25 protein-coding genes are annotated in these 24,054 nt (G+C 64.1%); 16 read left to right on the top strand and 9 right to left on the bottom strand.

Annotated features, from left to right (window positions below; all coding sequences use genetic code 11):
- Positions 1 to 210 (top strand): LexA family protein (locus tag H8B02_RS28335; protein ID WP_229169259.1); only part of this gene is annotated, 210 nt, incomplete at its 5' end.
- Positions 211 to 217: 7 nt separating this feature from the next.
- Here H8B02_RS28335 and H8B02_RS28330 read toward each other — a convergent pair.
- Entirely contained in the window at positions 218 to 1,549 is a 1,332-nt protein-coding gene (locus H8B02_RS28330; protein ID WP_229169258.1) for a tyrosine-type recombinase/integrase, read from the bottom strand.
- Positions 1,550 to 2,065: 516 nt separating this feature from the next.
- Positions 2,066 to 2,416: a hypothetical protein gene (locus tag H8B02_RS28325; protein ID WP_229169257.1), complete on the bottom strand. Its 351-nt coding sequence runs from the start codon at positions 2,414 to 2,416 to the stop codon at positions 2,066 to 2,068.
- Positions 2,417 to 2,596: 180 nt separating this feature from the next.
- Here H8B02_RS28325 and H8B02_RS28320 point away from each other — a divergent pair, with 180 nt between their 5' ends.
- Positions 2,597 to 2,968: a DUF4118 domain-containing protein gene (locus tag H8B02_RS28320; protein WP_097677242.1), complete on the top strand. Its 372-nt coding sequence runs from the start codon at positions 2,597 to 2,599 to the stop codon at positions 2,966 to 2,968.
- A gap of 72 nt (positions 2,969 to 3,040) precedes the next feature.
- Here the strand turns inward: H8B02_RS28320 and H8B02_RS28315 are convergent, their stop codons facing one another.
- Positions 3,041 to 3,181 carry a hypothetical protein gene (locus tag H8B02_RS28315; RefSeq protein ID WP_171947715.1) on the bottom strand — a complete coding sequence of 47 codons (141 nt, stop codon included), beginning with the start codon at positions 3,179 to 3,181 and terminating at the stop codon, positions 3,041 to 3,043.
- A 180-nt stretch (positions 3,182 to 3,361) separates the two neighbouring features.
- Between H8B02_RS28315 and H8B02_RS28310 the strand changes: the two genes are divergently transcribed.
- Positions 3,362 to 3,598 (top strand): hypothetical protein, encoded by a 237-nt coding sequence (locus tag H8B02_RS28310; RefSeq protein WP_229169256.1) that lies wholly within the window; start codon positions 3,362 to 3,364, stop codon positions 3,596 to 3,598.
- 369 nt (positions 3,599 to 3,967) lie between these two features.
- Here H8B02_RS28310 and H8B02_RS28305 read toward each other — a convergent pair whose 3' ends face one another.
- Entirely contained in the window at positions 3,968 to 4,504 is a 537-nt protein-coding gene (locus H8B02_RS28305) for a hypothetical protein (RefSeq protein ID WP_229169255.1), read from the bottom strand.
- Between the two features lie 150 nt (positions 4,505 to 4,654).
- Positions 4,655 to 6,202 carry an acetolactate synthase large subunit gene (locus tag H8B02_RS28300; RefSeq protein WP_229169254.1) on the bottom strand — a complete coding sequence of 516 codons (1,548 nt, stop codon included), beginning with the start codon at positions 6,200 to 6,202 and terminating at the stop codon, positions 4,655 to 4,657.
- A 327-nt stretch (positions 6,203 to 6,529) separates the two neighbouring features.
- On the opposite strand from H8B02_RS28300, the gene H8B02_RS28295 reads away from it, so the two are divergent.
- From H8B02_RS28295 to lspA, 5 genes are all read left to right on the top strand, one after another.
- Positions 6,530 to 7,102, top strand: a complete 573-nt coding sequence (locus tag H8B02_RS28295; protein ID WP_229169253.1) for a L,D-transpeptidase — start codon at positions 6,530 to 6,532, stop codon at positions 7,100 to 7,102.
- Positions 7,103 to 7,195: 93 nt separating this feature from the next.
- On the top strand, positions 7,196 to 7,996 hold the full coding sequence (locus tag H8B02_RS28290) for a DUF2927 domain-containing protein (RefSeq protein WP_229169252.1): 801 nt from the start codon (positions 7,196 to 7,198) through the stop codon (positions 7,994 to 7,996).
- A 422-nt stretch (positions 7,997 to 8,418) separates the two neighbouring features.
- Entirely contained in the window at positions 8,419 to 9,450 is a 1,032-nt protein-coding gene (locus H8B02_RS28285; RefSeq protein ID WP_229169251.1) for a MerR family transcriptional regulator, read from the top strand.
- Positions 9,451 to 9,527: 77 nt separating this feature from the next.
- Positions 9,528 to 10,523: a LysR family transcriptional regulator gene (locus H8B02_RS28280; RefSeq protein WP_229169250.1), complete on the top strand. Its 996-nt coding sequence runs from the start codon at positions 9,528 to 9,530 to the stop codon at positions 10,521 to 10,523.
- 134 nt (positions 10,524 to 10,657) lie between these two features.
- Positions 10,658 to 11,251: a signal peptidase II gene (gene lspA / locus H8B02_RS28275; RefSeq protein WP_229169249.1), complete on the top strand. Its 594-nt coding sequence runs from the start codon at positions 10,658 to 10,660 to the stop codon at positions 11,249 to 11,251.
- On the opposite strand, the gene H8B02_RS28270 is transcribed toward lspA, so the two are convergent.
- On the bottom strand, positions 11,248 to 11,460 hold the full coding sequence (locus H8B02_RS28270; protein WP_229169248.1) for a hypothetical protein: 213 nt from the start codon (positions 11,458 to 11,460) through the stop codon (positions 11,248 to 11,250). The two genes, lspA and H8B02_RS28270, sit on opposite strands and share 4 nt — an antisense overlap.
- Before the next feature lie 505 nt (positions 11,461 to 11,965).
- Here H8B02_RS28270 and H8B02_RS28265 point away from each other — a divergent pair.
- Positions 11,966 to 13,114, top strand: a complete 1,149-nt coding sequence (locus tag H8B02_RS28265; protein WP_229169247.1) for an ABC transporter substrate-binding protein — start codon at positions 11,966 to 11,968, stop codon at positions 13,112 to 13,114.
- A 15-nt stretch (positions 13,115 to 13,129) separates the two neighbouring features.
- On the opposite strand, the gene H8B02_RS28260 is transcribed toward H8B02_RS28265, so the two are convergent.
- The 3 genes from H8B02_RS28260 to H8B02_RS28250 are packed head-to-tail and all read right to left on the bottom strand — an operon-like array spanning position 13,130 to position 15,683.
- Positions 13,130 to 13,375, bottom strand: a complete 246-nt coding sequence (locus H8B02_RS28260) for a hypothetical protein (protein ID WP_229169246.1) — start codon at positions 13,373 to 13,375, stop codon at positions 13,130 to 13,132.
- Positions 13,376 to 13,405: 30 nt separating this feature from the next.
- Positions 13,406 to 14,530, bottom strand: a complete 1,125-nt coding sequence (locus tag H8B02_RS28255) for a M48 family metallopeptidase (protein ID WP_229169245.1) — start codon at positions 14,528 to 14,530, stop codon at positions 13,406 to 13,408.
- A gap of 4 nt (positions 14,531 to 14,534) precedes the next feature.
- Entirely contained in the window at positions 14,535 to 15,683 is a 1,149-nt protein-coding gene (locus H8B02_RS28250) for a DUF898 family protein (protein WP_229169260.1), read from the bottom strand.
- A gap of 311 nt (positions 15,684 to 15,994) precedes the next feature.
- On the opposite strand from H8B02_RS28250, the gene H8B02_RS28245 reads away from it, so the two are divergent.
- From H8B02_RS28245 to H8B02_RS28215, 7 genes are all read left to right on the top strand, one after another.
- On the top strand, positions 15,995 to 16,354 hold the full coding sequence (locus H8B02_RS28245; protein ID WP_229169244.1) for a hypothetical protein: 360 nt from the start codon (positions 15,995 to 15,997) through the stop codon (positions 16,352 to 16,354).
- Positions 16,355 to 16,594: 240 nt separating this feature from the next.
- On the top strand, positions 16,595 to 17,866 hold the full coding sequence (locus H8B02_RS28240) for a cytochrome P450 (protein ID WP_229169243.1): 1,272 nt from the start codon (positions 16,595 to 16,597) through the stop codon (positions 17,864 to 17,866).
- A gap of 30 nt (positions 17,867 to 17,896) precedes the next feature.
- Positions 17,897 to 19,171, top strand: coding sequence for a cytochrome P450 (locus H8B02_RS28235; RefSeq protein ID WP_229169242.1), 1,275 nt, complete (start codon positions 17,897 to 17,899; stop codon positions 19,169 to 19,171).
- 135 nt (positions 19,172 to 19,306) lie between these two features.
- Positions 19,307 to 21,166 (top strand): class I SAM-dependent methyltransferase, encoded by a 1,860-nt coding sequence (locus H8B02_RS28230; RefSeq protein ID WP_229169241.1) that lies wholly within the window; start codon positions 19,307 to 19,309, stop codon positions 21,164 to 21,166.
- 145 nt (positions 21,167 to 21,311) lie between these two features.
- Positions 21,312 to 22,595, top strand: a complete 1,284-nt coding sequence (locus tag H8B02_RS28225) for a macro domain-containing protein (protein ID WP_229169240.1) — start codon at positions 21,312 to 21,314, stop codon at positions 22,593 to 22,595.
- Between the two features lie 158 nt (positions 22,596 to 22,753).
- The gene (locus H8B02_RS28220; protein ID WP_229169239.1) at positions 22,754 to 23,314 is read left to right on the top strand and encodes a thiamine pyrophosphate-binding protein; all 561 of its coding nucleotides are present in this window, start codon (positions 22,754 to 22,756) and stop codon (positions 23,312 to 23,314) included.
- Positions 23,314 to 23,907, top strand: coding sequence for a thiamine pyrophosphate-dependent enzyme (locus H8B02_RS28215; RefSeq protein WP_229169238.1), 594 nt, complete (start codon positions 23,314 to 23,316; stop codon positions 23,905 to 23,907). Before H8B02_RS28220 ends, H8B02_RS28215 begins: the two co-directional genes overlap by 1 nt.
- Positions 23,908 to 24,054: the final 147 nt, after the last annotated feature.

Here is a 24,054-nt window from a genome sequence, read left to right as displayed (position 1 = left end):
CACATGTTCCGGTGCGCCCCCGCCGAAGCCGACATGCAACGCCACTTCCAGGTTAGCCCACCCTCGGTTCATCAGATGGTCGTCACCCTCGAACGAGCCGGTCTTATCCGACGTCAACCCGGCGTCGCACGAAGTATCGAGTTCCTCGTTCCTCCAGACGAAATCCCAATCCTCAAATGGCTCGAAATCAACCAGTCAAATCCTCTGTGACGAGGTACTAGGCCGTCTCAGCCGCATAATGCTCGCGGAGACGCCCGAGCAGCTCGGCCTTGATCGGGTCGAGCGGATTCGTCCGCTGCAGGCGCACAACCTTACCGACCCGCATCGCGCCGACCAATTCCGCGATGTAGTCATGAGCTGCTTCGAACGCCATCTTACGGATGATCCACTGTTCGTCGTGATTGTAGACCTGATCGATTCCGCCTGGCTTTTGCCCGACACACAGCCGCTGGATCTCGTTGTCGTAGCCGCAACGTGACATGATGGTGCGCAGACTGCGCCTCAAGTCATGCATCGTGAATTTTGCGACACCCGCCTCCTTGACCAAGCGATTGACCATCTTGGTGAAGCCCGACATCTGGCCGCCGGTCTTCGGTGACGGGAAGACATAGTCGGACGTGGCGCGCTGGAAATGCTTTGCGGCCGCGAGGACCTCGTCAACGAGGTGAGTGCGCGGTACATCGTGGTGCAAACCCATCTTGGTCCATGCCGCATCGAAGGTGATGCGGTCATCCATGATGTGCTTTTGCCATTCGATCAGGGTTGGCTCGCTCCGGCGCGGCCCACCAAGCAAGCACGTCCTGGTCAGGAGCCCAAAGGTGCCGAGCTTGCCGGCAGCATGCCAGACCTTGATGATTTCTTCATCGGTCAGTGCGCGGCCCTTCATGCGGCGTCCGACCCTTTGCGCCCGAGTTTCCTTAGGTTCACGATAGCCAGCCAGCACATTGTGGTCGACATAGCCCTCGCCAACGCACCATTCGAGGAACGTGTGGGTGTGCTTGCGCAGATCCTTGGCCGCGCCCCGTTTGCCCGTCTTGGTAACCTTGTCGACCGCGGCCATGATTTGCCGCCGCGTCAGGTCTCCCACGCCGCTCTCGGCGTGTTCCTTGAGCCCGCGCCGCAATGCCGACATTGCCGGCTTCCAGTTGACGACCTGACGCCCGGTCAAGGACGTCTGGTACGGACCATCTTCGACGATGAGCTCCGCCAGTGTGGTGCGCTGCTTTTCGGCAGCCTGTTGCCGCCTCGCCTCGCGTTTCGCTTCGTTAGGGTCCATGCCCTTGACCACCTCGCCCGCAGCAATGGTGGCGGCCTTGCGCGCGGCCTTCTCATTATACTTGGGCCACGGGCCGAGGGTCTTGCGCTGGGTCCCTCTCACCCCCGGCTTGGTGAAGAGGTAGACCCAGGTCCGGCCACCGGTGGCGCGCATGCGCATGGCGAGGCCAGGCAGCTTGTCGTCATGGAGATAATGTTGCGCCTTGCCGAACGGCAGCGTGGCGTTGCGGACGACCGCATCGGTGAGTGTGAGCTGGTTGGTCGGCGCTGTCATGATTCCTTCCCTGCGTTTGTGCCCCGGCGGGCCCCACGAGGAGGCAATCGTCCGTGATCCGATCGGCTCTCAGAGCTTTCCCTCGCGCCGCGCCCCTGAAGAAGGGATAGGGAGAGCAAAATAGAACCGGATCTCAGACCCTCCCTTATTTGGGTGCCCCAAGGGAAAATCTGCGGCGGGCACAACAGGGGCACACAAAATGCAGTATGGTCACTTATGGCCAATTGAGGCTAGAATGTCCATAAGCAACTGTAATTAAACAAATTATTCCGACAATACTGTGGCCACCTGGGGTCAGCTTGGATCTACGGATTGTGGTTCACACGGGAGAGGTCCAAGGTTCGATCCCTTGTGCGTCCACCATTCCCCTTCCTGAACCGCCAGTTGCGGACGATTGTCGACATTCTGCTGCCCTTCGGGACCGCGCCTCATCAAAAATATCGAAAACAACCCCATGCAAAGTAGCCGGCGCAAGCCGTAGCGGCGCTTGACCGCCGTTCGCCGCGCCGTTCCGGTTCACTGCCGGCGGCGGTGCGGAGCCGATGACGGCTTGGCGGTGCGTCGGCTAAGTTCGCCGAGCAGGTCGCGAACCGCGCCGTCGAGTTCGTCGGGTGGGCTGGCGGGACCGGCCTGCTGCGTGCCGGGCGGCTGTTGCAGGTTACCGGCGGAGATGTCGTCGTTCGCGGCGAAGAGCGCGTCGGCGTCATCATCGTGCCGTCTCCGTGCCCAATGCCGCGCGGCGCGAACCGTCGGCGCGTGAACGCCGAGAGGAGACCGCCGTTTGCGGCGGGAGATCAGCTCACGCACGCCGTACCCCGATACGAACCCGATCCCGGTGACCAGCACGACAATCAGCAATTCCAGCATTGTGTCGTCCCACCATCACGCTGCCGCAATGCAATAAGCGCGACAATGCGGCAGCGGCTTGACCGGGACGGTTCCTTTTCACTGTGTCGAGCACAACGCTGACCCTCGGAGTCCTACGGGGTTTTGTTTGCAGGCCCCCTCGGCTACCTTCCCGGAACTCGCGGAGGCCGGGACGTCTCGATGCGCAAGGGCAACGACTACATTCTGAAGCTGCGGCCTTGGTCGTTGTCGACGTTCGTCGTCGCCCTGCTGGCCGTGGTGCTCGCCACCGCGACGCAGGAGATGTTCGCGAGCTTCGGCATGCAATTCTATTTCGCGGCCTTCGTGCCGGCGATCCTGATCGCCGGGCTGATGGGCGGCGCGCCGGCCGGCGCCTTTGCCACCATCATCACCGTTCCGATCGTGTGGTGGGTGTTCATGCCCCCCTATTTCGAGTTCGCCTGGCCGACGGCCGACGATTATGACAGCATCGCGACGTTCCTGTTGTCGAGTGCGCTCTTGCTCGGTTTCTCCCAGCTCTACCGGGAAGCGCTGGCCATTCTGCGGAAATAGCTGACCGGCGCAGGGCCGCGACCGCCCACCGCCGGCGGTGGCAAGCCGGCCGCCTGCACGGATCGTTCGCCCTCAGATGCCGAACATCCAGACCGCGACGATGGTGGCCAGTGTCGCCAGCCCGCTGATGGTCCAGCCCACCGTGTAGAAGGTATCCTCCGGGGCGGTGTCGAGCACCGTATTGGTGGTTTCCGTCATTGACCGCCAGCGCATGGCGTCTCTCCTCGGAACTCCTGCCCAGCGACATAACGCAGCTCGCGGTTCCCGGTTCCGCCCACCTCGCAGCGGGATGCGCCGTTCACGCACAGCTCACGGACTGCTGATCGGCGACGCGGAACCTGCGACATTCTGTCCCGTTGAGGGCGCCGGAAACCAACTTGGGAGAACCATCCGATGCGAACACTGATCCTCGCCGCCACGGCGCTTGCCTTCGTCTCGTCCACCGCGCTCGCGCAGGACAAGGCCGGCAGCAGCCCGGCTCCCGCAGCGCAAAGCGGCGACACAGCGACCAAGGGCGAGGCGACCAAAATGGCGCCGAAGAAGAAAGCGAAGACCGCCAAGAAATCGAGCGCAAAAGGGGGCACCAAGGCCGGCGCCGCCACGACCGGTGACGATGCTGCCAAGCAATAAACAGAAACAATCGCGGTGGCCGATCACGAATCTGGCGATCACGGAAAAGGCCGCCCGAAGGCGGCCTTTTTGCTTGCTGTCTCGGTGCGGATGCCGCCTCGCCCGTCGCGTCGCAATGAAGTGCGCCGGCCGCTTGGGGCGGTGATTGTTGCGGTCGTGAGAATTGAACCAGAAAATTCAAGTGCGGGAGGGGGAGCGAAAGAGGCGCAGAGCCGATAATCCGCACCGCCATCAAATCGTTCTGAAAATTGACCACCAGCTCCAGGAATTGCTCCACCTCCCGCGCCTTCTGTTGTGCCGTGCGCGCTGCGGCAATGCATGATCCAAACGGGCTATCACTGCGATGCGTAGAAAGAATCATCGATAGACTTAATGCTGAGCACCATCGTCGTGCCTGCCTGCGAGCCCGCTCTCGCGTATACGCTCCGCAAACCAGCGCGACATGGCGCTGTCGATGGCACCGCCGGCATAGACTTCGGAAAAGCTCACGCCGTGCTGTCCGACGATCACCAGAACGCCCATCGCATAGGCAAACCAGACATTCGGATCGGTCAGCGCCTGCAGCTTGCGCTGATCGTGCTCGATCGGCTGGTGGTTGCTGTCCTTGCGCAGCTCGACGGCCAGCAGATTGTTCGGGATGTCGCGCTGATGCACGACGATATCGGGATAGATCGACTTGCCGAGATGGTCATCGGTCGAGCTCCCCGAGCCGCGCGGCAGCCGCAGCGTGCGCTCGCCGAGCCGATCATAGTTGCAGTCGACCTGCCAGCCGGGAAACTGCCGCTCGACATAGACGGCCAGCCGGTGAGTAAGCGTTCGCTCGCCGAGATCGCGCTCCAGCAGGAAGGTCTCCTGCGCGTAAAACTCCTGCACGGCGGCGATCACCTTGTTCAGCTCGGCCTGCATTGGCGCCTCCGACTGGACTAAAGCGCGATGAGATCAGGTTGATCCATCATCGCGCTTTAGCTCTCTGTTTGAGCATGATCTTTTCGGAAAACCGCTTCGCACTTTTCCGGATCATGCTCGGCCGCCGCCGCGGCCGTTGCACTCGCGCTGCTACATCTGCACTTCGATCAGCCGCGGTCCCGGCTCGGCAACGGCATTCGCCAGCGCCTTGTTGAGCTCATCCGCTGACGTGACCGCCACTGCCGGCACGCCCATGCCCTTCGCGAGCGCGACGAAATCGAGCGTCGGCCGATCGATCTTCAGCATGTCCTGCGCCCGCTTGCCCGGCTCGCCGGCGCCGACGCCGTCGAACTCGCCGCGCAGGATCTGGTAGATCCGGTTGGCGAACACGATGGTCACGACGTTGAGCCCTTCGCGCGCCTGCGTCCACAGCGACTGGATCGTGTACATCGCGCTGCCGTCGCCGACCATGCAGATCACCTTGCGGTCCGGACAGGCAACCGCGGCGCCGGTCGCGACCGGCGTCGAGAAGCCGATCGAGCCGCCCATGTTCTGCAGCCAGTCGTGCGGCGCCGCCGCCGCCGTCGGCGGGAAGAAGCCCCGGCCGGTGGTGACGGATTCATCGACCATGATGGCGTTCTCGGGGATCGCGCACGCAATCGCCTGCGCGATCGTGGTGTGGTTGAGCGCGCCGGTCGGCTTGACCAGCTCCTGGTGCTGCTGCGGCTTGACGTCCTGCGCCGTCGCATGCAGCGCATTGGCGAGCGCCCCGAGGGCTGCGACCGAGTTCTCGCCCCAGGCGGTCATGCGATGCACCTCGCAGCCTTCCGCCTTCAGCATGCTCGGCTTGTTCGGATAGGCGAAGAACGCCACGGGATCGTTGGCCTCGACCAGCACGATGTGACGGAAATTCTTCAGGATCGGCAGCGCCTGCTCGATCACATAGGGGATACGGTTGATCGAGAAGCGGCCGCGGCCGCGTGCCATCCGCGGGTGATAGGTCTGGCCCATCACGGTGCAGCCGGTCTTGCCGGCGATGCGTTCGGCGAGCGCCAGCCCCTGCTCGGTCAGCGCACTGCCGGTGACCAGCAGCAGCGTGTGTGCGGCATCGCCGTGCAGGATTTTCGCCGCGGTGTCGACCGCCTGCGGCGAATAGCTCGGGCGCTGTGTATCGACAGCCACCTCGGCGATGCCGTCGGCCTCGTTCCAGGCGGTGTCGGCCGGCAGGATCAAGGTTGCGATCTGGGGCGGCGCGCTCTTGGCCGCGGCGATCGCAGCCGCGCCATCGGCCGCCACCGACTTGGCGTCGGGCGATGTCCGCACCCAGGACGACATCGGCCGCGCCAGGCCCTCGATATCCGACGTCAGCGGCGCATTGTAACCGATGTGGTAGGTGGCGTGCTGGCCGACGATGTTGACGATGCCGGAATGCGCCTTCTTGGCGTTGTGCAGATTGGCGAGGCCGTTGGCAAGGCCGGGCCCGAGATGCAGCAGTGTCGAGGCCGGCGTTCCCTTCATGCGGAAATAACCGTCGGCCGCACCTGTCACCACACCTTCGAACAGGCCGAGCACGCAGCGCATGCCGGGGACCTTGTCCAGCGCCGCGACGAAATGCATCTCCGAGGTGCCCGGATTGGTAAAGCAAACGTCCACGCCGCCTGCGACCAATGTCCGCACCAGACTTTCCGCACCGTTCATGCTCACGCTCCCGTTTCGAGATTTTCTTGAGGTCGCTGAGAGCATGATCCGATCCGATTAAATCGGATCATGCTCTCATCCTTTTGTTTTGGTCGCGTTTTCTTGACGCGAACCGGTCCCCACTTCGCTTGAAAACGCTCCAGATCAACCATTCTTCAGCCGCTTCGTCAAAGGTTTGGCGGGACAATGCAGCTATCGCTTACGGTCTGTTGCCTTTTTAAACCGTGTTGTCGGAAAATGGCTGATGTCACAGCTTCGTCGCTTGCGAAAGGCCGGCGATTGTGGCCATTTTGGCTGCATATTTGATTGTTCGCGAGGACGACGACGATGCGCAAGATTGCCTTGATGTTTGCCGCGCTCACGATCCTGGCAGGTGCCGGCCAGGCCCAGGCCCAGTTCTTCGATTCCCGTGGCTACCAGTCCGAAGCCCCGAGCTTCTTCGGCGGTGGCGGCGCGAGCCCGATCCCGCGCACCACCGTCAACTACGAGACCAACTATGCCCCCGGGACCATCGTGGTGAACACCGCCGAGCGCCGGCTCTATCTGGTGATGGCGAACGGCCAGGCGCTGCGCTACGGCATCGGCGTCGGCCGCGACGGCTTCCGCTGGGGCGGCGTCCACCGCATCTCCGCGAAGAAGGAATGGCCGTCGTGGACGCCGCCCTCGGACATGCTGCGCCGCCGCCCCGATCTGCCGCGCCACATGGCCGGCGGCATCGAGAACCCGCTCGGCGCGCGCGCAATGTATCTCGGCTCGACGCTGTACCGCATCCACGGCTCGAACGAGCCGGAGACGATCGGCCAGGCGGTCTCGTCGGGCTGCTTCCGGATGACCAATGAGGACGTCAAGGACCTCTATGATCGCGTCTCGGTCGGCGCCACAGTGGTGGTGAAGAACTGATCGCGTCGATTTCGACGGAACCAGGCGCTTCCATGCGGCGAGATCACTGATCTTGCCTTGCGCTGCCGGGCGCATTGCGGCAGCGTGGTTCGAATGCGCCAATATTGCTCGCCGATCCTGCTGCTGCTCGCCGCGGCGCTCGCCACTTCGCTCACCGACGCCATCGTACCGGCGACGGGCGCAGAGATTCCGGCCATCACCTCGCGCCAGCGCAACGAGAAGAAGGTCTTCACCGACGCCGAGATCGTCGAGGGCTTTCTGAAAACCGCATTCGGCGCGGAATATCATCTCGCCGGTCGGGTCGACCGCATCCGCAAATACGACAGACCGGTGCGCGTGTTTGCCGACGGCAACCGCGCCGACCGCAAGGTTCAGCTCGCCAAGGTCATCGCCGACATCCGAGCCAAGGTGCAGCATCTCGACATCGCGATGACCGATAACAACGACGCGGCCAATGTCGTGGTCAAACTGGTGCGCGACCGCGAGCTGTACCGCACGATCGCGACCTTCTACGGCCAGGAGCGCGCCAAGGAGATCCGCACCTCGCTCGACCCGCAATGCCTGTCGGGCTTCCGCAAGAACGAGAACTACGAGATCGAGCATTCCGACGTCATCCTCACCGTCGACAATGGCGATTTCGTCTTCCTCGACTGCGCCTATGAGGAGCTGTTGCAGTCGCTCGGCCCGATCAACGACACTGCGACCGTGCCGTGGACCATGTTCAACGACAGCGTCTCGATGGGCTTTTTCGACGTCTACGACCAATACCTGCTCAATCTGCTCTACGACCCCCGCATCAAGCCCGGCATGAACGTGCAGGAGGTCAAGGCCGCGCTGCCCGAAGTGCTCACCGACGTCCGCGCCTGGGTGGCGAAGGTGAACCATCTGGAGTGAGGGCGGGCACATGGTGCTCACCAGACACACCGCTGTCGTCCTGGCGAAAGCCAGGACCCATAACCACCGCATTTGACTGTGAACGGGATCGTGGCTCCAGCGTCGCGCAACGGTTGATGCTTGGGGTAATGGGTCCTGGCTTTCGCCAGGACGACGCCGGGTGTGTTGCGCGAGCTGTGAGTCATACACACGCATTCTCACGACATCTTTTGCCCGAATTAACGGAGGGCTGACGGCGCGCAGATGCGTAGGATGGGTAGAGCGCAGCGAAACCCATCGATTCGTACCCGCGGCGCCAATGATGGGTTTCGCTTCGCTCTACCCATCCTGCGGCTACCCGTCGGGTTTGTCGCACCTCGCACTTGACCTTGCCCCTGCGGCCGCCTCCATAGAAGCGCGGTCAGACGACGCGAGGTGATTCGATGAATGCTCCTGCTGCCCGTTTCCTCAGTCCGTCCGAAGCTGCAAGGCAGCTCGGGATCTCGGCGAAAGCGCTGCGCCTCTACGAGGAGCGCGGCCTGATCGCGCCCGGCCGCACGCCGGCGGGATGGCGCGCCTATGGTGCGGCCGAGATGGCGCGCGGCGCCGAAATCGTGGCGCTGCGCGCGCTCGGCCTCAGCATCAATGAAGTGGCGCGGATCCTGAGCGGCGACGCCGTCATCCTCGGCCGCGTGCTGGCCGCGCACGAGGCCTCGCTCGAAGCCAACATCCGCCAATGCGGCGACAGCATCGCCAGGGTGCGCCGGCTGCGCACCGACCTCGACCGCGGCAAGATGCCCGCGACGTGCGACCTCATCGGCGCGGTCAGGGCGCGGCCGGCGATCGGCGTCGCGTTCGATCTGCCGTGGCCGTGGGGCGGCGAGCGCTTCGAGCTGCGCGACATCAAGCTGCTGAACTACATCGTCGGCCCGCTCGGCAGCGGCAAGACCCGCCTCGCGCAACGGCTCGCCGAAGTGCTGCCCGGCGCCAGATTCGTGGGGCTGGACCGCACCGCCGACGGCGGCGCTTCCGTTCGTGCCCGGCTCGATGCCGACCCGGCGCACAAGGCCAGGGCCGAGGCGAGCCTTGCCGTCCTCCTCGCCGACGGCGCGGTGGACTCAGCCGCGCTGACCGCCCTGCTCGCCGCTCTCGAGGCCGACGGCGACGCGATCCTGGTGATCGACATGCTCGAGCAAGGGCTCGATGCGGCCAGCCAGGAGGCCGTGATCGCGCATCTGCGCCGTCGCGGGCCCGAGGCGCGGCCACTGTTCTTCCTCACGCGCTCCAGCGCGATCCTGGACCTCGACGCGATCGGCGACGATGAAGCGATCATCCTGTGCCCCGCCAATCACAGCGTGCCGATCTGTGTCACGCCCGTGCCCGGTGCGCCCGGCTATGAAGCGGTCGCGACCTGCCTCGCCTCGCCGGAGGTGCGCGCGCGGACCGAAGGCATGGTTGCGTGGCGGCCATCCTGATTTCTCGCATTGGTTGTATTATAATCACGCGACAAGGTCGGATGCACGGCAAGAAAACTGTGCTATAAGCTCACACAATGACCGAGCTTCCCCGTACCCAGGCCTTGCGTTGCTTCATCACGGTTGCCCGTGAGGGCACTGTATCGCGCGCTGCAGCGATGCTGAAACTGACCCAGCCGGCGGTCAGCCTGCAACTCAAGGCGCTCGAGGAAAGCACCGGGCTGCAGCTGTTCAACCGCACACCCGGCGGCTTTACGCTGACCGAGGCCGGCGCCGCGCTGCTGCCGCTGGCGCACCGGGCGGTGGCCGCGGCATCCGACTTCAAGGCGATGGCGGACTCGCTGAACGAGGCGCAGCGCGGCACGCTGCGCGTCGGCACCATCCTCGACCCCGAATTCACCCGGCTCGGACCGTTCGTGCGCAGCCTGGCGATGTCCTCGCAGCGCACCGAAGTGTTTCTGCGCCATGGCGTCAGCGACGACGTGCTGGCGCAGGTCGGCCGGGGCGAGCTCGACGTCGGCTACTATGTCGACGCCACGCCGCCGGAGCAGCTGGTCCATCACAGCTTCGCCGAGCGCACCATCGCCGACGGCCGCTACCAGCTGGCGCCGCTGCTCAGCTACCACTACCGCGTGATCGCGCCGATCGGCTGGCGGGACCGGGTGATCGGCAAGGACTGGGCGGAGCTAGCCGAGCTGCCATGGCTTGCAACACCGCCGCATTCCGGCCACCGGCGGCTGCTCGACGACATCTTCCGTCCGCTCGGCGCCTTGCCGAAGCGGGTCGGCTACACCGATCAGGAAGAGGCGATGATCGACTTTGTCGAATCCGGCCTCTGCCTCAGCCTCGCGCGCGACAGCGTGCTGGCGCCACGGATGGCGCGCCCGCATCAATTCGTGGTCTCCGACCGGGTGAAGCTCACCTGCGACCTCTCTTTCGCCTGCCTTGCCGCCCGCCGCCAGGAGCCGGTGATCGCGCACGCCTTCGCGGCCGTGCGCGCGGTGTGGAATATCAAGCCTGCGATCGCCGGCGCCGGACCGACACGAACGCGGAAGGTCGCGAAAAACGTGTAGTGTGGGGCGCGGTCGCTCGCTCTCCAGGACTTGGCCTTTCTTCTGGCTTCATGTGGTTCTCCCACCTGACCTGCCACGTGATCGCCCTCAGGATACAGTCAGCAACATAGCTTGCGCAGGACCAGTCGGAGATATTGGCCGTTACGGCCCGTCACACTATGGTGCGACACGAGGGTTGTTGGCCCCATGGCGCGGACGGCAGCGGAGCGAGAGACTGTTTCGTGAGAAGATATCAAAGCTCGCGCATCGTCGCGTTCTGCGTCGCATCTGCGATGCTGGCCCTGGATCAGCTGACAAAGCTTTGGGCCCTTCGATCGCTGGAGACCGGCGCCACCGTCAAGCTGCCTGGCCCCTCTGATCTCACCCTCGTGTTCAATCGCAGCAACGCATTCGGTCTCGTTCCCGACTACGGCGAACTCTCGCGGTGGACGCTCGCGTCCATCGGCCTTGCCGCAGCGGCGGCCCTGCTCGGATCCATCCTGCGGCGATCGACATCGACCATCAACGCCTTCGGATTCGCCTTGATCGGCGCTGGAGCCGCCGGAAATGCGATCGACCGTCTTCGATTGGGTGCCGTCGTCGATCTGTTCGATGCCTCGAAACTTCGATTTGTCTGGATTTTCAACGTCGCCGACGTTTCAATCGATTTGGGGATCGCGCTTGTCTTGCTTGCTGTGCTGAAGCGGCAAAGGCAGAGGCAGGCCACGGCGACTAGGCTGATATCCTAGGCTGCGACGACCAGCGGCCGCGTCATCTCCGCCATTGCCGGCACCAGCGACGGCGCCTCGCAATCCTGCAGAGCGATCTCGTTGACAAGTTCGCGCAGCCTTGGCGGCAAATCGGCGTAATCGTCGCGCAGCACGTAGCGCAGTCTCTCGCCAATCTCCTCGCAGATGGCGCGCGCGTGCTCGGGCGCGATCGGATGAGGCTCACTCATCGACGTGGACTGCTTGGACGTAAACTGCTTGCAAAGGCCGCGAGCCGTCAGACGGCATTTCCGCGAACGCGGATCCCGCATGCGAACATGCGATCAAAACCAGGATCCGAACAATGCTGAACATGGTTCGTACTCCCTCTTCTGATCTTTCAATAGCAGGAGGTCGTTGCCGCCCGATTAGGGAAACTGGTTCCCACCGCCTTTAGGGAAGTGGTAAACGCGAAGTTTCAGGGACGCGGATCGTCGCGCAACGTGCCCCCGGCGATTGCCCCCGCCCTGCATCGCGCTGCCTCAACCCGATGCCGGGACCGGGCGAGATCGAAATCCGGCCGCTGGACGAGATAGGCTGATCTTGGCTGAGGCTTCGGCGGCGCGCTGTCTGCCCGGATGTCCCCAATCAGGGGGACAGACGCATCAGGCGGAATCAATATGATGCGAAACCGGACGCCGGTCGGCTATCATCGGCGGCGCATGATAGAAAAAAGACTTGCTGGGAGGAATTGCAATGAAGCTGGCCACGGCCGGACTCTGGGTATTCGCGGGCGCGCTCCTGGTTGCGTCGGACGCGCGTGCCGACATCAAGGTCGGCGTCGTGGTGTCCGCATCCGGGCCGGGCTCGGCGCTCGGCCAGCCGCAGATGCGCACCATCGCCGCGCTGCCGAAGGAGATCGGCGGCGAGAAGGTGGTCTATATCGCCCTCGACGACGAGTCCGACCCGACCAAGGGCACGCAGAATGCCCGCCGCCTCGTGATCCAGGACGGCGTCGACATCCTGATCGGCTCCTCGCTGACCCCCGTGACCATGCCGATGCTCGACGTCGCCTTCGAATCCAAGACGCCGATCATCTCGCTCGCGGCGGCGACCGCGATCGTGCGGCCGATGGACGACCGCCGCCGCTGGGCGTTCAAGGTGGTCCCCAATGACGATCTGATGGCGGCGGCGATCCTGAAACACATCGCGAAATCCGGCATCAAGACGCTCGGCTATATCGGCGTGTCCGACGGCTATGGCGAAGGCTACTACAATGAGGTGTCACGGCTGGCACCGTCGCTCGGCCTCACCGTCACGACGCATGAGGTCTATGCGCGCGCCGACACCAGCGCGATGGGCCAGGCGCTGAAGGTGATCGCGACCAATCCGGAGGCGGTGTTCATCGCGTCCGCGGGCACGCCGGCGGTGCTGCCGCAGGAGGCGCTGCGCAGCCGCGGCTATGCCGGCAAGATCTTCCAGACCCACGGCGTTGCGTCGGAGGAATTCATCAAGCTCGGCGGCGCCAATGTCGAGGGCGCTGTCTTCACCGGCGAGGCCTTCACGATCGCCGACGATCTGCCGGCGAGCGATCCGTTCCGCCAGGCGCGCGACGCGTTTGTGTCGTCCTACGAGAAGGTCAACGGCTCGAGCCCGAACATCTTCGGCGCGCATCTGTGGGACGCCGTCACGCTGTTCAAGCTGGCGGCGGCCAGCGCGCTGAAGACGGCGAAGCCCGGCACGCCGGAATTCCGCGCCGCGCTGCGCGACGAGCTCGAGCGCGGCAAGGACGTCTATCTGAACAACGGCCTCTCGACGATGAGCCCGACCGACCACAATGGCTATGACGAACGGTCGGCGTTCCTGATCAAGGTCGAGGGCGGCAAGTTTAGGCTGGTGAAGTAGCCGCTCAAGATCGGGCTAGTCGCCGCCCCAGCGCCAGCGCGGCGGCTCGCCCTTCCACCAGCACACGCCGGTGAACAGGACGCACAGCACGGCGACATAGGCAATGAAGCCGGGGTGGGAATGCGGAAGGATCGTCGCGGCGCCGACGGCGATCAGAACCGCGAACCCGGCGACAACCGCCCAGCCCTGCCAGTTGTTCGGCGGTCCCCAGCCCCAGCCGTAGCGCTTGGCGGGAAACCAGTATCTGACGTCACGCGGCATGGGACTGCTCCAGTCCGAGATCCCCCTGCTTCACACCTTGCCCTTGCCCGATCCGCAGATGCCCTTCAGCGCCTGCCATTCCGTCGGCGACAGCAGCGGCTGGCCGTTGGCCGGGCCGGCGGCATCGGCCTTGTCCATGCGCGCCAGGCGATCCTCGGTCAGCGGATGGCTGGCGACGAGCGAGAGCCCCTTGCCGCCTTCCTTGCCGGTGACGCGGAGCATCAGTTCGCCCATCGGCTTCGCCGGACGGCCGAGCTTGTGCATGGTCTCGATCGCAAAACTGTCGGCATTGGTCTCGGCGTCGCGCGAATAGGATGACGTCACCAGCGAGCGCGAGGCGAAGATCAGCGCGCCGGACCCGGTGATGTCGCCGAACAGCAGCCCGATCAGGAACGAGGTGCCGCCATTGTGGATCAGCTCGCGCATGCTGTCGCGATGGCGGAGATGGCCGAGCTCATGCGCCAAGACGCCGGCGATCTCGTCGGGATTCTCGGCCTTCTCCAATAGCCCCTCGAACAGATAGACCTTGCCGCCCGGCAGCGCGAAGGCGTTCGGCACCGAGGTCGCCAGCACGCCCGACTGAACCGAATTGTCGAGGCCCGCGGTCTCGCGCAGCTTGCCGACCAGCTTCTCGAATGCCGCCTGGCCGGCCGCGTTGCTGCACGGCTTGCCGTCGAACACCACCTTGACCTGCGCTTCCGCGACGTCGCCGAGACGCCGCTCGAAGGAATCCGGCACCAGCGGCGTCAGCCGCTCGGCGGCGAGCGGCACGCCGAACAGCACCACCAGCACGATCGACACCGCGGCTGCGAGCGACCAGCCGACGATCCCGGCAACGCCCCGGCGGTTGGGCAAATCCGCCTCGAGCGCGTCGCAGCGCGCAACGAGTTCAGCCATCAGCCTGGTGTCGCGGATCTCGAGCCGCGCCAGAGCCGGCGCAGTCAGGCAGCTCAGCCGCAACAGGCCGGACGGGCTGTCGGCGCGGCGGATGTCGGCAAACGCCCAGCGCGCGCGCAGTTCGCCGTCTTCTCTGATCTCCAGCGCATCGGTCAGTTTAAGCGCGACGACGCGCCGGCGGCTCGATGCTCCGTCGAAGAACACCGCGCCCGGTCCAGGCGGCGCCGCGGAATTGGCCTGGCTGACATCGGCTTCCATGGCGCTAGAATCCCGCGACGTCGAGGCCGTCGGCAAAACCTTCGCCGAGCGCATTGGCGAGCTCGCCGCGCGCGGTGACGTTGGCCGCCGCCTCGATGTTGTGCACGATGGTCGACGACAGCACCCGGACCCAGAGATCGCGCATCAGATAGACCCGCATCACCACATTCATCGCGAGCACAAGGGCAAGATAGCCGATGCCGAGCAGGACCATCAGGGGAATGCTCCTGGCGAACGCCTCAGTCCTGAAGAAGTCCGCGATCGAGGAGCCGTCGATGCTCGCGGCCAGGAAGATGCAGAGCACGAGATAGGCCGAGAACACCGTGCCGAGCAGCATGGCCCAGCCGATCACCTTCCAGTACAGCCCGATCAGCGCGCTGCGGCGCATGGTGGATTCCAGCCTGACTTCGCCGAAGCGGATGCCCGACAGCCACCAGCGCCACTCGATCGCCTTGAACGCGGCATAGGCGAACGGGCCGAAGACCGTGACGAGTGCGAACGGCATCAGCAGCCAGAGCCACCAGCCGCGCTTGAAGAAATCCCAGCCGCGGCCCTCGAACGAGCCCTGCAGATCGCCGTAATAGGAATGCCGCATCTTGTAGCGCTCGAGCGCCGCCTCGCGCCAGGGCAGCGCCAGACCGAGCGTGATCACGACCAGCAGGCCCCATAGCGAGGCCTTGAGCGCATAGATCCAGCCCGAGCCGCTCATCCAGAAGCGGACGCCGCGCCAAACCGTGCGGGTCAGCCGGTAGCGCCGCGCGCGATAGATCGCGAACTGGCCGAACAGGTAGAAGAAGGCGACCATCGGCAGCGAGGCGAAGGTCTGGCCGTGCTCGGCTTCGATGGCGAGCAGGGCGTAGCCGAGATAGACCGGCACCAGGATCGCGAGCGCGACCAGGAAGCCGATCAGGAGCTCCTTGCCGCGGCCGGTATATTCCGGCCCGTCGCCGTCGATCAGGGTGTTCGACCATAGGTGACGACGGATGTCGGTGGTGAGCCAGAACCGGTAGAAGCCGACCGTGACGAGCTCAAGCGCGGCGCCGCGCGCGACCAGGCGGAAGAACTCGTTCCGGCTCCCTGAAAACGCCACCGGCATCGGCGGCGGAACCGGTTGCGGTGGCGGCTGCGGCGGCCCCGGCGGGGCCCAGCTCATGTCGTTCACGGGATAGCTCCAGGACGGGACAATCTCTGCGCATCAAAAGCACAGGTTTGTCGCCGCGAGTGTGATCCAGGTTTCACACAAGGTCGAGATCGCCGGCCGATTTTTGGTGGCGTGCGGTTGGCCATGCCTTAACGGCATCGCCGGAAACAGCGCAGTCCTCGATGCCGGTGTCGCCCCCGGTCGGAGCAAAGCGGCCGCCATCCCACCCTCGTCGAGCGCGAGCTTCGAACCCCATGGCGGGAATGAGATACTTACGGATCAGGTGACAAGGGAATACGCCGGACAAGCGAGGAAAGGTAGCGATGAACAGATGGATATTGTCGGCGTGCTTCCTGGCGCTGACGGCGGCTCCCGCTGCTGCCGTCGACATACGGCTGGATTCCTATCGCAATCCGAAGAATGAGAACTTTCGCATCTTCAATCATATGTACCTGGACGGCGTCAGGGGCGGCCTGATGGCTTCCAATGCCTGGCTGAAACGGCATGGCGGACAATTGCTGTTCTGCATGCCGGGCGACCTCGCGCTGACCAGCGAGCAGACCGAAGAGATCATGCTCAAGTCGGCCGACAAGCGGTCCGCGAAAGGCGAGATGGTGATCACTCTCCTGCTGCTGTGGGGCATGCAGGACACCTACCCCTGCGAAAAGCCCGGCACCGAATAGACAGTCCCCGCACCGTTCGCACCCGCCGCCTAACCAAATCAAACGCCGTTTCAAACAGCGTTGGTCGCCGCCGCGCCCCCTGCACCGGCGAAAAGCCCGGATTCGGCCGCTTTGACCTGACATCAATGCGGCCAAATGCGCGCTGAGAGCCCTTGCGCAAACCGCGGAATGAGAATGTAATTCGGTAAAACATGTCGCGCCGGCGATGCCCCGGCAGCGAAAACGGTTGAGGAGCCGCTCATGCACGGGACCATCGATCTGGTCGACGACAGCAATCTGGACGCCGCACGCGAACGCGCCAACACGCTTCCGCTCGCGGATTACGATCCCGGCCATCCCGAGCTGTTCAAGACCGATACCTTCTGGCCGTATTTCGACCGGCTCCGCCGCGAGGATCCGGTGCACTACTGCAAGGATTCGATGTTCGGACCGTACTGGTCGATCACCCGGTACAACGACATCATGGACATCGAGACCAACCACGCGGTGTTCTCCTCGGCCGCCTCGCTCGGCGGCATCACCATCCGCGACGTGCCGCCGGATCTGCGCCGCGAAAGTTTCATCGCGATGGACCAGCCGCGCCATTCGGCGCAGCGCAAGACCGTGGCGCCGATGTTCACGCCGACGCACCTCGACGAGCTCGCGATCAATATCCGAAACCGCTCGACCGAGTGCCTCGACAATCTGCCGCGCGGCGAGGTGTTCGACTGGGTCGACAAGGTCTCGATCGAGCTGACCACGCAGATGCTCGCGGTGCTGTTCGACTTCCCCTGGGAGGATCGCCGCAAGCTGACCCGCTGGTCCGACGTCGCGACCACCCTGCCCGGCGCCGGCGGCCTCGTCGCCACCGAGGACGAGCGGCAGGCCGAACTGATGGAATGCGCGACCTATTTCGCACGGCTGTGGAAGGAACGAGCTGACCAGCCGCCGAAGAGCGATCTGCTCTCGATGATGGCGCACAGCGACGCCACGCGGAACATGGATCCGAAGAATTTCCTCGGCAACCTGATCCTGTTGATCGTCGGCGGCAACGACACCACGCGCAACACGCTGTCCGGCAGCATCTACGCGCTCAGCAAGCATCCGGAGCAATACCGCAAGCTCAAGGAGAACCCGGCACTGATCGACAGTTTCGTGCCCGAAGTGATCCGCTGGCAGACGCCGCTCGCCCATATGCGGCGCACCGCGCTCGCCGACTTCGAGTTCCGCGGCCGCCAGATCAAGAAGGGCGACAAGGTCGTGATGTGGTACGTCTCGGGCAACCGTGACGAAGAGGCGATCGAGAAGCCCTACGAGTTCCTGATCGACCGCGCCCGGCCGCGCACCCATATCTCCTTCGGCTTCGGCATCCACCGCTGCGTCGGGCTGCGTCTCGCCGAGCTGCAGCTCAAGATCATCTGGGAGGAAATCCTCAAGCGCTTCGACACGATCGAGGTGGTGGAGGAGCCGCAGCGGGTGTATTCCAGCTTCATCAAGGGCTACGAGACGCTGCCCGTGCGCATTGCCGCCTGACGCATCGCGAGCCAACCGGGATCAAGAATCATGAACGTCCAGACCGCCATCCGTGCCGACCGGGCCGAGCTGCTGCGCCAGGCGCGCGAGGAAGCGTATTCGACTCCGTTACAGGACTTCCACCCCGGCGCGCCAAAACTATTCCAGAACGACACGCTGTGGCCGTGGTTCGAGCGGCTGCGCAAGGAAGAGCCGGTGCACTACTGCACCAATTCGCCGATCGAACCTTATTGGTCGGTCGTGAAGTACAACGACATCATGCATGTCGACACCAGCCACGGCATTTTCTCCTCGGACTCCACGCTCGGCGGCATCTCGATCCGCGACGTCCCGCCCGGCTACGACTATCCGAGCTTCATCGCGATGGACCAGCCCAAGCACGCCCATCAGCGCAAGACCGTGTCGCCGATGTTCACGCCCAATCATCTCGACGAGCTGGCGAAGCTGATCCGCCAGCGCTCGGCCAGCGTGCTCGACAATCTGCCGCGCAACGAGACCTTCAATTTCGTCGAACGCGTCTCGATCGAATTGACCACCCAGATGCTGGCGACGCTGTTCGACTTCCCCTGGGAGGAGCGGCGCAAGCTGACGCGCTGGTCCGACGTCTCCACCGCGCTGCCGAAGAGCGGCATCGTCGACTCGCCGGAACAGCGCCGGCAGGAGATGGACGAGTGCTACGCCACCTTCTCGAAGCTCTGGAACGAGCGCGTCAACTCGGCCCCGCGCAACGACCTGCTCTCGATGATGGCGCATAGCGACGCCACCCGGCACATGGACCCCGACAATCTGATGGGCAACATCATCCTGCTCATCGTCGGTGGCAACGATACCACGCGCAACACCATGAGCGGCTCGGTGCTGGCGCTGCACGAGCATCCCGACCAGTTCCAGAAGCTGAAGGAAAACCCCGCGCTGATCGACACCATGGTGCCGGAGGTGATCCGCTGGCAGACGCCGCTCGCGCATATGCGGCGCACCGCCCTTCAGGACACCGAGGTCGGCGGCAAGACGATCAGGAAGGGCGACCGCGTCGTGATGTGGTACGTCTCGGGCAACCGCGACGACGAGGTGATCGACCGTCCGGACGAATTCATCATCGATCGCCCCCGGCCGCGCATCCATCTGTCGTTCGGCTTCGGCATCCACCGCTGCGTCGGCATGCGGCTCGCCGAGCTGCAGCTCAAGATCGTCTGGCAGGAGATGCTGAAGCGCTTCGACCGCATCGAGGTGGTTGGCGAGCCGAAGCGGGTCTATTCCAGCTTCGTGCGCGGCATCGAGAACCTGCCGGTGCGGATCCCGGGCTGACGTCTAGATAGTCCTTGGCTGCAAGTACGATCGGCCCTATGTCTTGCCGGGCGTGGTTGGTTGATGCGCCGCTCCAAGCTGCCCTTTTCGGTGCGTTGTCCGGCGGCGCCTGCAGTTTGGGCCAGTTGACGGAACATGAACCGAAAAGAACGGCGTGCGGCCGGTAAGCGACGGAACGAGTCCGGCAGCACCGCACCTGCCTTCGGCTCCGCGGGCGTCAGCATTGCCGGCCTTGCTGCGGAAGCAAGCCGTTTCTACGGAATGCGCCGCTTCAACGAAGCGCAGGAGATTTGCCGGCAAATTCTCGCAGCCGAGCCTGGCCATGTGCAGAGCCTCAACCTTCTTGGCCTGATGGCGCAGGCATCCGGCGATCACCGGGCCGCCGCGAAGATGTTCACGAAGGCGATTGCTTCGGACGAGGTGAACGCCGCCTGCCACTACAATGCCGGCTATTCCTTCCAGGCGCTGGGCAACCGCAGCAAGGCGGCGGAGCATTTCGGCAAGGCGCTGGCGCTTGGCATGGAAGCGAAGGCGGCCAACTTCCTGCTGCAAAGTCCCGTGGTCACCATGTATCTCGGGCGGATTGACGCCAAGTGGCCGCTACCGGTGACCAACGCCGAATTGTTCCGAACCGAAAGCGTTGCCCCAATAGCAAGCGACCTCTTCCTGCGCTCCGCGATGGAAACGACGAAGTTGGCGAGCATGCCGCTTGAGGTGCTGCTGGGATATGCGCGCGCCGAGTTGCTGCGGCTGGCAAGCGGGCAAGGCCAAAGCGAAAGTAAAGCTGAAGGCGACGTCGACGACAATATCGTTGTCTTTGCATGCGCGCTCGCCCGGCAATGCTTCATCAACGAATATGTCTATGGACAGGCCCCGGCGGAAAGCCAACAAGCGGACGCACTTCGCGATCGATTGCTGCAGGACCTGACATCAGAGGCCGCGATCACGCCGCTCACGCTCGCCGTCGTTGCTGCCTATTTCCCGCTTCATGCCCTGCCGGAGGCGGACGCGCTGCTGCGCCGGGAATGGCCTGCGACCGTCACCGACCTATTGCGAGTGCAGCTTCGCGAACCGCGCGGCGAAATGGAACAGCGCGACGCCATTGCGGCGCTCACGGCGATCAAGAACAACGTATCAGTCGAGGTGATGCGCCAGTACGAGGAGAATCCCTATCCACGCTGGACCATCAATCCGCTGACGGCATTTACGGCCGATCGGGCGCGCGGAAAGACCGTCGCAACCGCGGAGCAACAAGCCGAACGGGATATCCTGATCGCGGGTTGCGGCACCGGCTCGCACGCGATCCAGATCGCACAGGTCTATCCGAACGCCCGCCTGCTCGCGGTCGACATCAGCATGACCAGCCTCGCCTATGCGCGCCGCAAAACGCGCGAGCTCGGCTTGCGCAACATCGAATACGCGCAGGCGGATATCCTGGAACTGGGTGCGATCGGCCGTTCCTTCGACAGCATCGAGTCGGTCGGCGTGCTGCATCATCTTGCCGAGCCGATGGCCGGATGGCGCGTGCTGGTCTCGTTGCTGCGGCCGGGCGGCACGATGCGCATCGGCCTGTACAGCGATCTGGCGCGCCGCGTCATCGTCGAAGCCCGCGCCCGCATCGCCGCGCGCGGCTATCGCGCCACCGCCGACGACATCAGACGGTGCCGGCAGGATATCTTCCGCGAGGCGGAGCAGTGGAGACCGCTGATCGGCGCCAAGGATTTCTACAGCACGAGCGGCTGCCGCGATCTGCTGTTCAACGTCATGGAGCACCGCCTCACCATCCCCGAGATCGCGGCCTTCCTGCACGAGCACGGCCTGACGTTCCAGGGCTTCGAGCCGTTTGACGATCCGTCGGTGCTCGACCAGTTCCGCAACCAGTTTGCGGGCGCAGCCGACGAGACCAATTTGGAGCAGTGGCACCGTTTCGAGATCGAGCATCCCGGGACGTTCTGGGACATGTACGTGTTCACGGCGGGCAAATCCCCGCAGTGACGCATCAGGTCTTCGCGCAAATCGAAGACTCGCCAGCTCAGCCGCAGAGGCGCGCCATGCCGGTTCTGGAGCTTGCCGCTTGAACGAACAGCACTTTTGTCGGATGCTATCTGAAGTATTATATCGATAATAGGGATATTTTACATTGCAAAAGAAGCGGACCTATCGGGTTGGCGATTCAACGCTGTCGTTGGTCTTTGGTGATATTACAACGTCTACCGCAGACGTACTTGTCAGCTCAGACGACTCCGATCTGTCAATGGGCGGCGGGGTGTCAGCCGCGATCCGACGTGCGGCTGGCCAAAGCATCATGATTGAGGCCGAGAAGAACGTGCCGGCCAAGCTGGGAGATGTGGTGGTCACAAGTGCCGGCTCGCTCAAGGCCAGGCACGTCTTTCACGCCATCACGATCGGCGAAGGCGAAGTGAGCGACGGCGACATCGTTGCCAATGCCACGCGACGCTGCCTAAAACTGCTGGACGCGCTTGGGCTGTCCTCGATCGCTTTTCCGACGATAGGTGCCGGTGTTGCGAGATTCTCGTATGAGGATGTTGCCACAAACATGGCACAAGTCATCGTGAGCGAGCTCCGCCAGGCTTCGAGGCCGTTCCTCATCACCATTTATCTGTTCGACAGATTTGGCGAGATGGAGCCATTGGACTACATCAAGTTCTTTGAAGAGTTCGCGGCTCGTACTCACGGGCTGACGGAGGAGCCCACAGGACGGAGCCCTGCTCCCAGGCCCGCTGACCGCCGGGCGCGACCCTCAAAGCAGCCCACGCCAAAAGCCGAGAAGCGCACCGGAGCACTGACCGAGCTTGCAGAACTCGACCGCGAACGACAAGCGCTGGAAGATCGACTTGCCCGATTTGGGCGCGCACTGCGAGATCCGAATGTGACGGCGATCGTTGAGCAATTGAACGACATCCAGCAAAGAAGAATCGCCCTTTTGTCGGCCGTCACCCCACGACCATCAAGTGCAGTTTCGGTATTCGTGTCTTATGCGCACGAAGATGAAGCCTTGCAAAAACAACTTCGAAAGCACCTTAGCGTGCTGGAGAAACAGGGACTCATCGCAAGTTGGCATGATCGGATGATCGGCGCGGGTACCGAGTGGGAGGGAGCGATCGATTCACACCTGAACAGTGCACGCGTGATCCTCCTGCTCGTCAGCCCTGATTTCATTGCGTCCCCATACTGCTATGACGTCGAAATGGCGCGAGCTCTCGAGCGTCATGAAAAGCGCGACGCACTCGTGATACCGGCTATCTTGCGAGCGGTGCACCTGAAGGGAACGCCGTTTGCGAAACTGCAGGCGTTACCGAAAGATGCGAAGCCAATTGTCACATGGAACGACCCCGATACGGCGTTCGTCGACGTGACGGACGGCCTCTACAGCGCAATCCAAGACATAGTTGGTCCAGCGTAGCTCGGCTCGCGGCCGGACGAGGCCTCTGGCCTGCCGTCCATTGCGGCCTATAAAATCTTGGCATAGCTGCGCGAGCCAGATGCGAAGGGAGTTAAACCTCCCCGCCCGCTAAGCCTCCCGGTGTGAGGGCGCGCCAATGCGCGCCCCTAGCCGAGGCCATGATGGACCAGATTGCCGCTCACCAGGACAGCGCGACCAGCCGGGACTGGCCGGTTGCGATCTACCGCACGCTGAAGAGCTTTGGCGTCGCGCAGGTGTCCTACGTCCCCGACGCCGGCCATTCCAAGCTGATCAAGCTGTCGCACGCGGATGCCGACATCAAGACCACGGTGCTGACGACCGAGGAAGAGGGCGTGGCGCTTTCCGCCGGCGCCTGGCTCGGCGGCGATCGCGCGGTGCTGTTGATGCAATCGAGCGGCGTCGGCAATTGCGTCAACATGCTGTCGCTGATGGCGAGCTGCCGCTTCCCGCTGCTGACGCTGGTGACGATGCGCGGCGAATGGGCCGAGTTCAATCCCTGGCAGATCCCGATGGGCCGCGCGACGCCGCAGGCGTTCGAGATCATGGGCGCGACCGTGCTGCGGCTCGACGACCCCGATGACGCCGAAGAAGTGATCTCGGCCGCCGCCTCGCTCGCCTATGACGGCGACCAGCAGGTCGCGGTGCTGATCTCGCAGCGGATGATCGGCCGCAAGAAGTGGACCAGGGAGACGCACTGATGTCAGCACCAACAGGCACGCTCGACCGCCGCGCCGCCGTGAAGGCGCTGCTTGCCGACCGCGGCGATCTGCTCGTGATCTCCGGGCTCGGCTCTTCATCCTACGATCTGTTCGACGCCGGCGAGCATCCCGGCAATTTCTATCTCTGGGGCGCGATGGGCGGCGCCGCGATGGTCGGGCTCGGGCTTGCGCTGGCGCAGCCGAAGCGCCCGGTGCTTGTCATCACCGGCGACGGCGAGCAGCTGATGGGGATCGGCAGCCTCTTGACCATCGCCACCAAGCAGCCCGGCAATCTCTCGATCGCGGTGCTCGACAACGGCCATTTCGGCGAGACCGGAATGCAGCTCAGTCATTCCGGCTTAGGAGCCAGGCTCGAGGTGATCGCGAGCGGCGCGGGCATCGGCAATGTCTCCGACATCGCCGACATGGCCGGCATCGAACGCTTCCGCGCGAGTTTGCGCGATCTCGGCGGCGGCCCGCGGCTGGCACGCATCCGGATCGCAGCCGGCGAAGTCGAGCGCGCACTGCCGCCGCGCGACGGCACCTACCTCAAGAACCGCTTCCGCAGCCATCTCGGCTTCGCGGTGAGATGATGCGAAGCCGCGCTCAGGCGAACTGGATATCCCAGAGCCCCTCGGCGCGGCACGCGGCGACCTCGTCGCGCAGCAATTTGGCGATCAGCGTGATGGCGTTGGAGCCGGGATGCTCGACCGGCGAGGCCAGGGTCAGCTCGCGCCGCG

This window comes from Bradyrhizobium altum (genome assembly GCF_020889705.1).
Lineage (GTDB): Bacteria > Pseudomonadota > Alphaproteobacteria > Rhizobiales > Xanthobacteraceae > Bradyrhizobium > Bradyrhizobium altum.
This window is presented reverse-complemented; position numbering and strand designations above follow the sequence as displayed.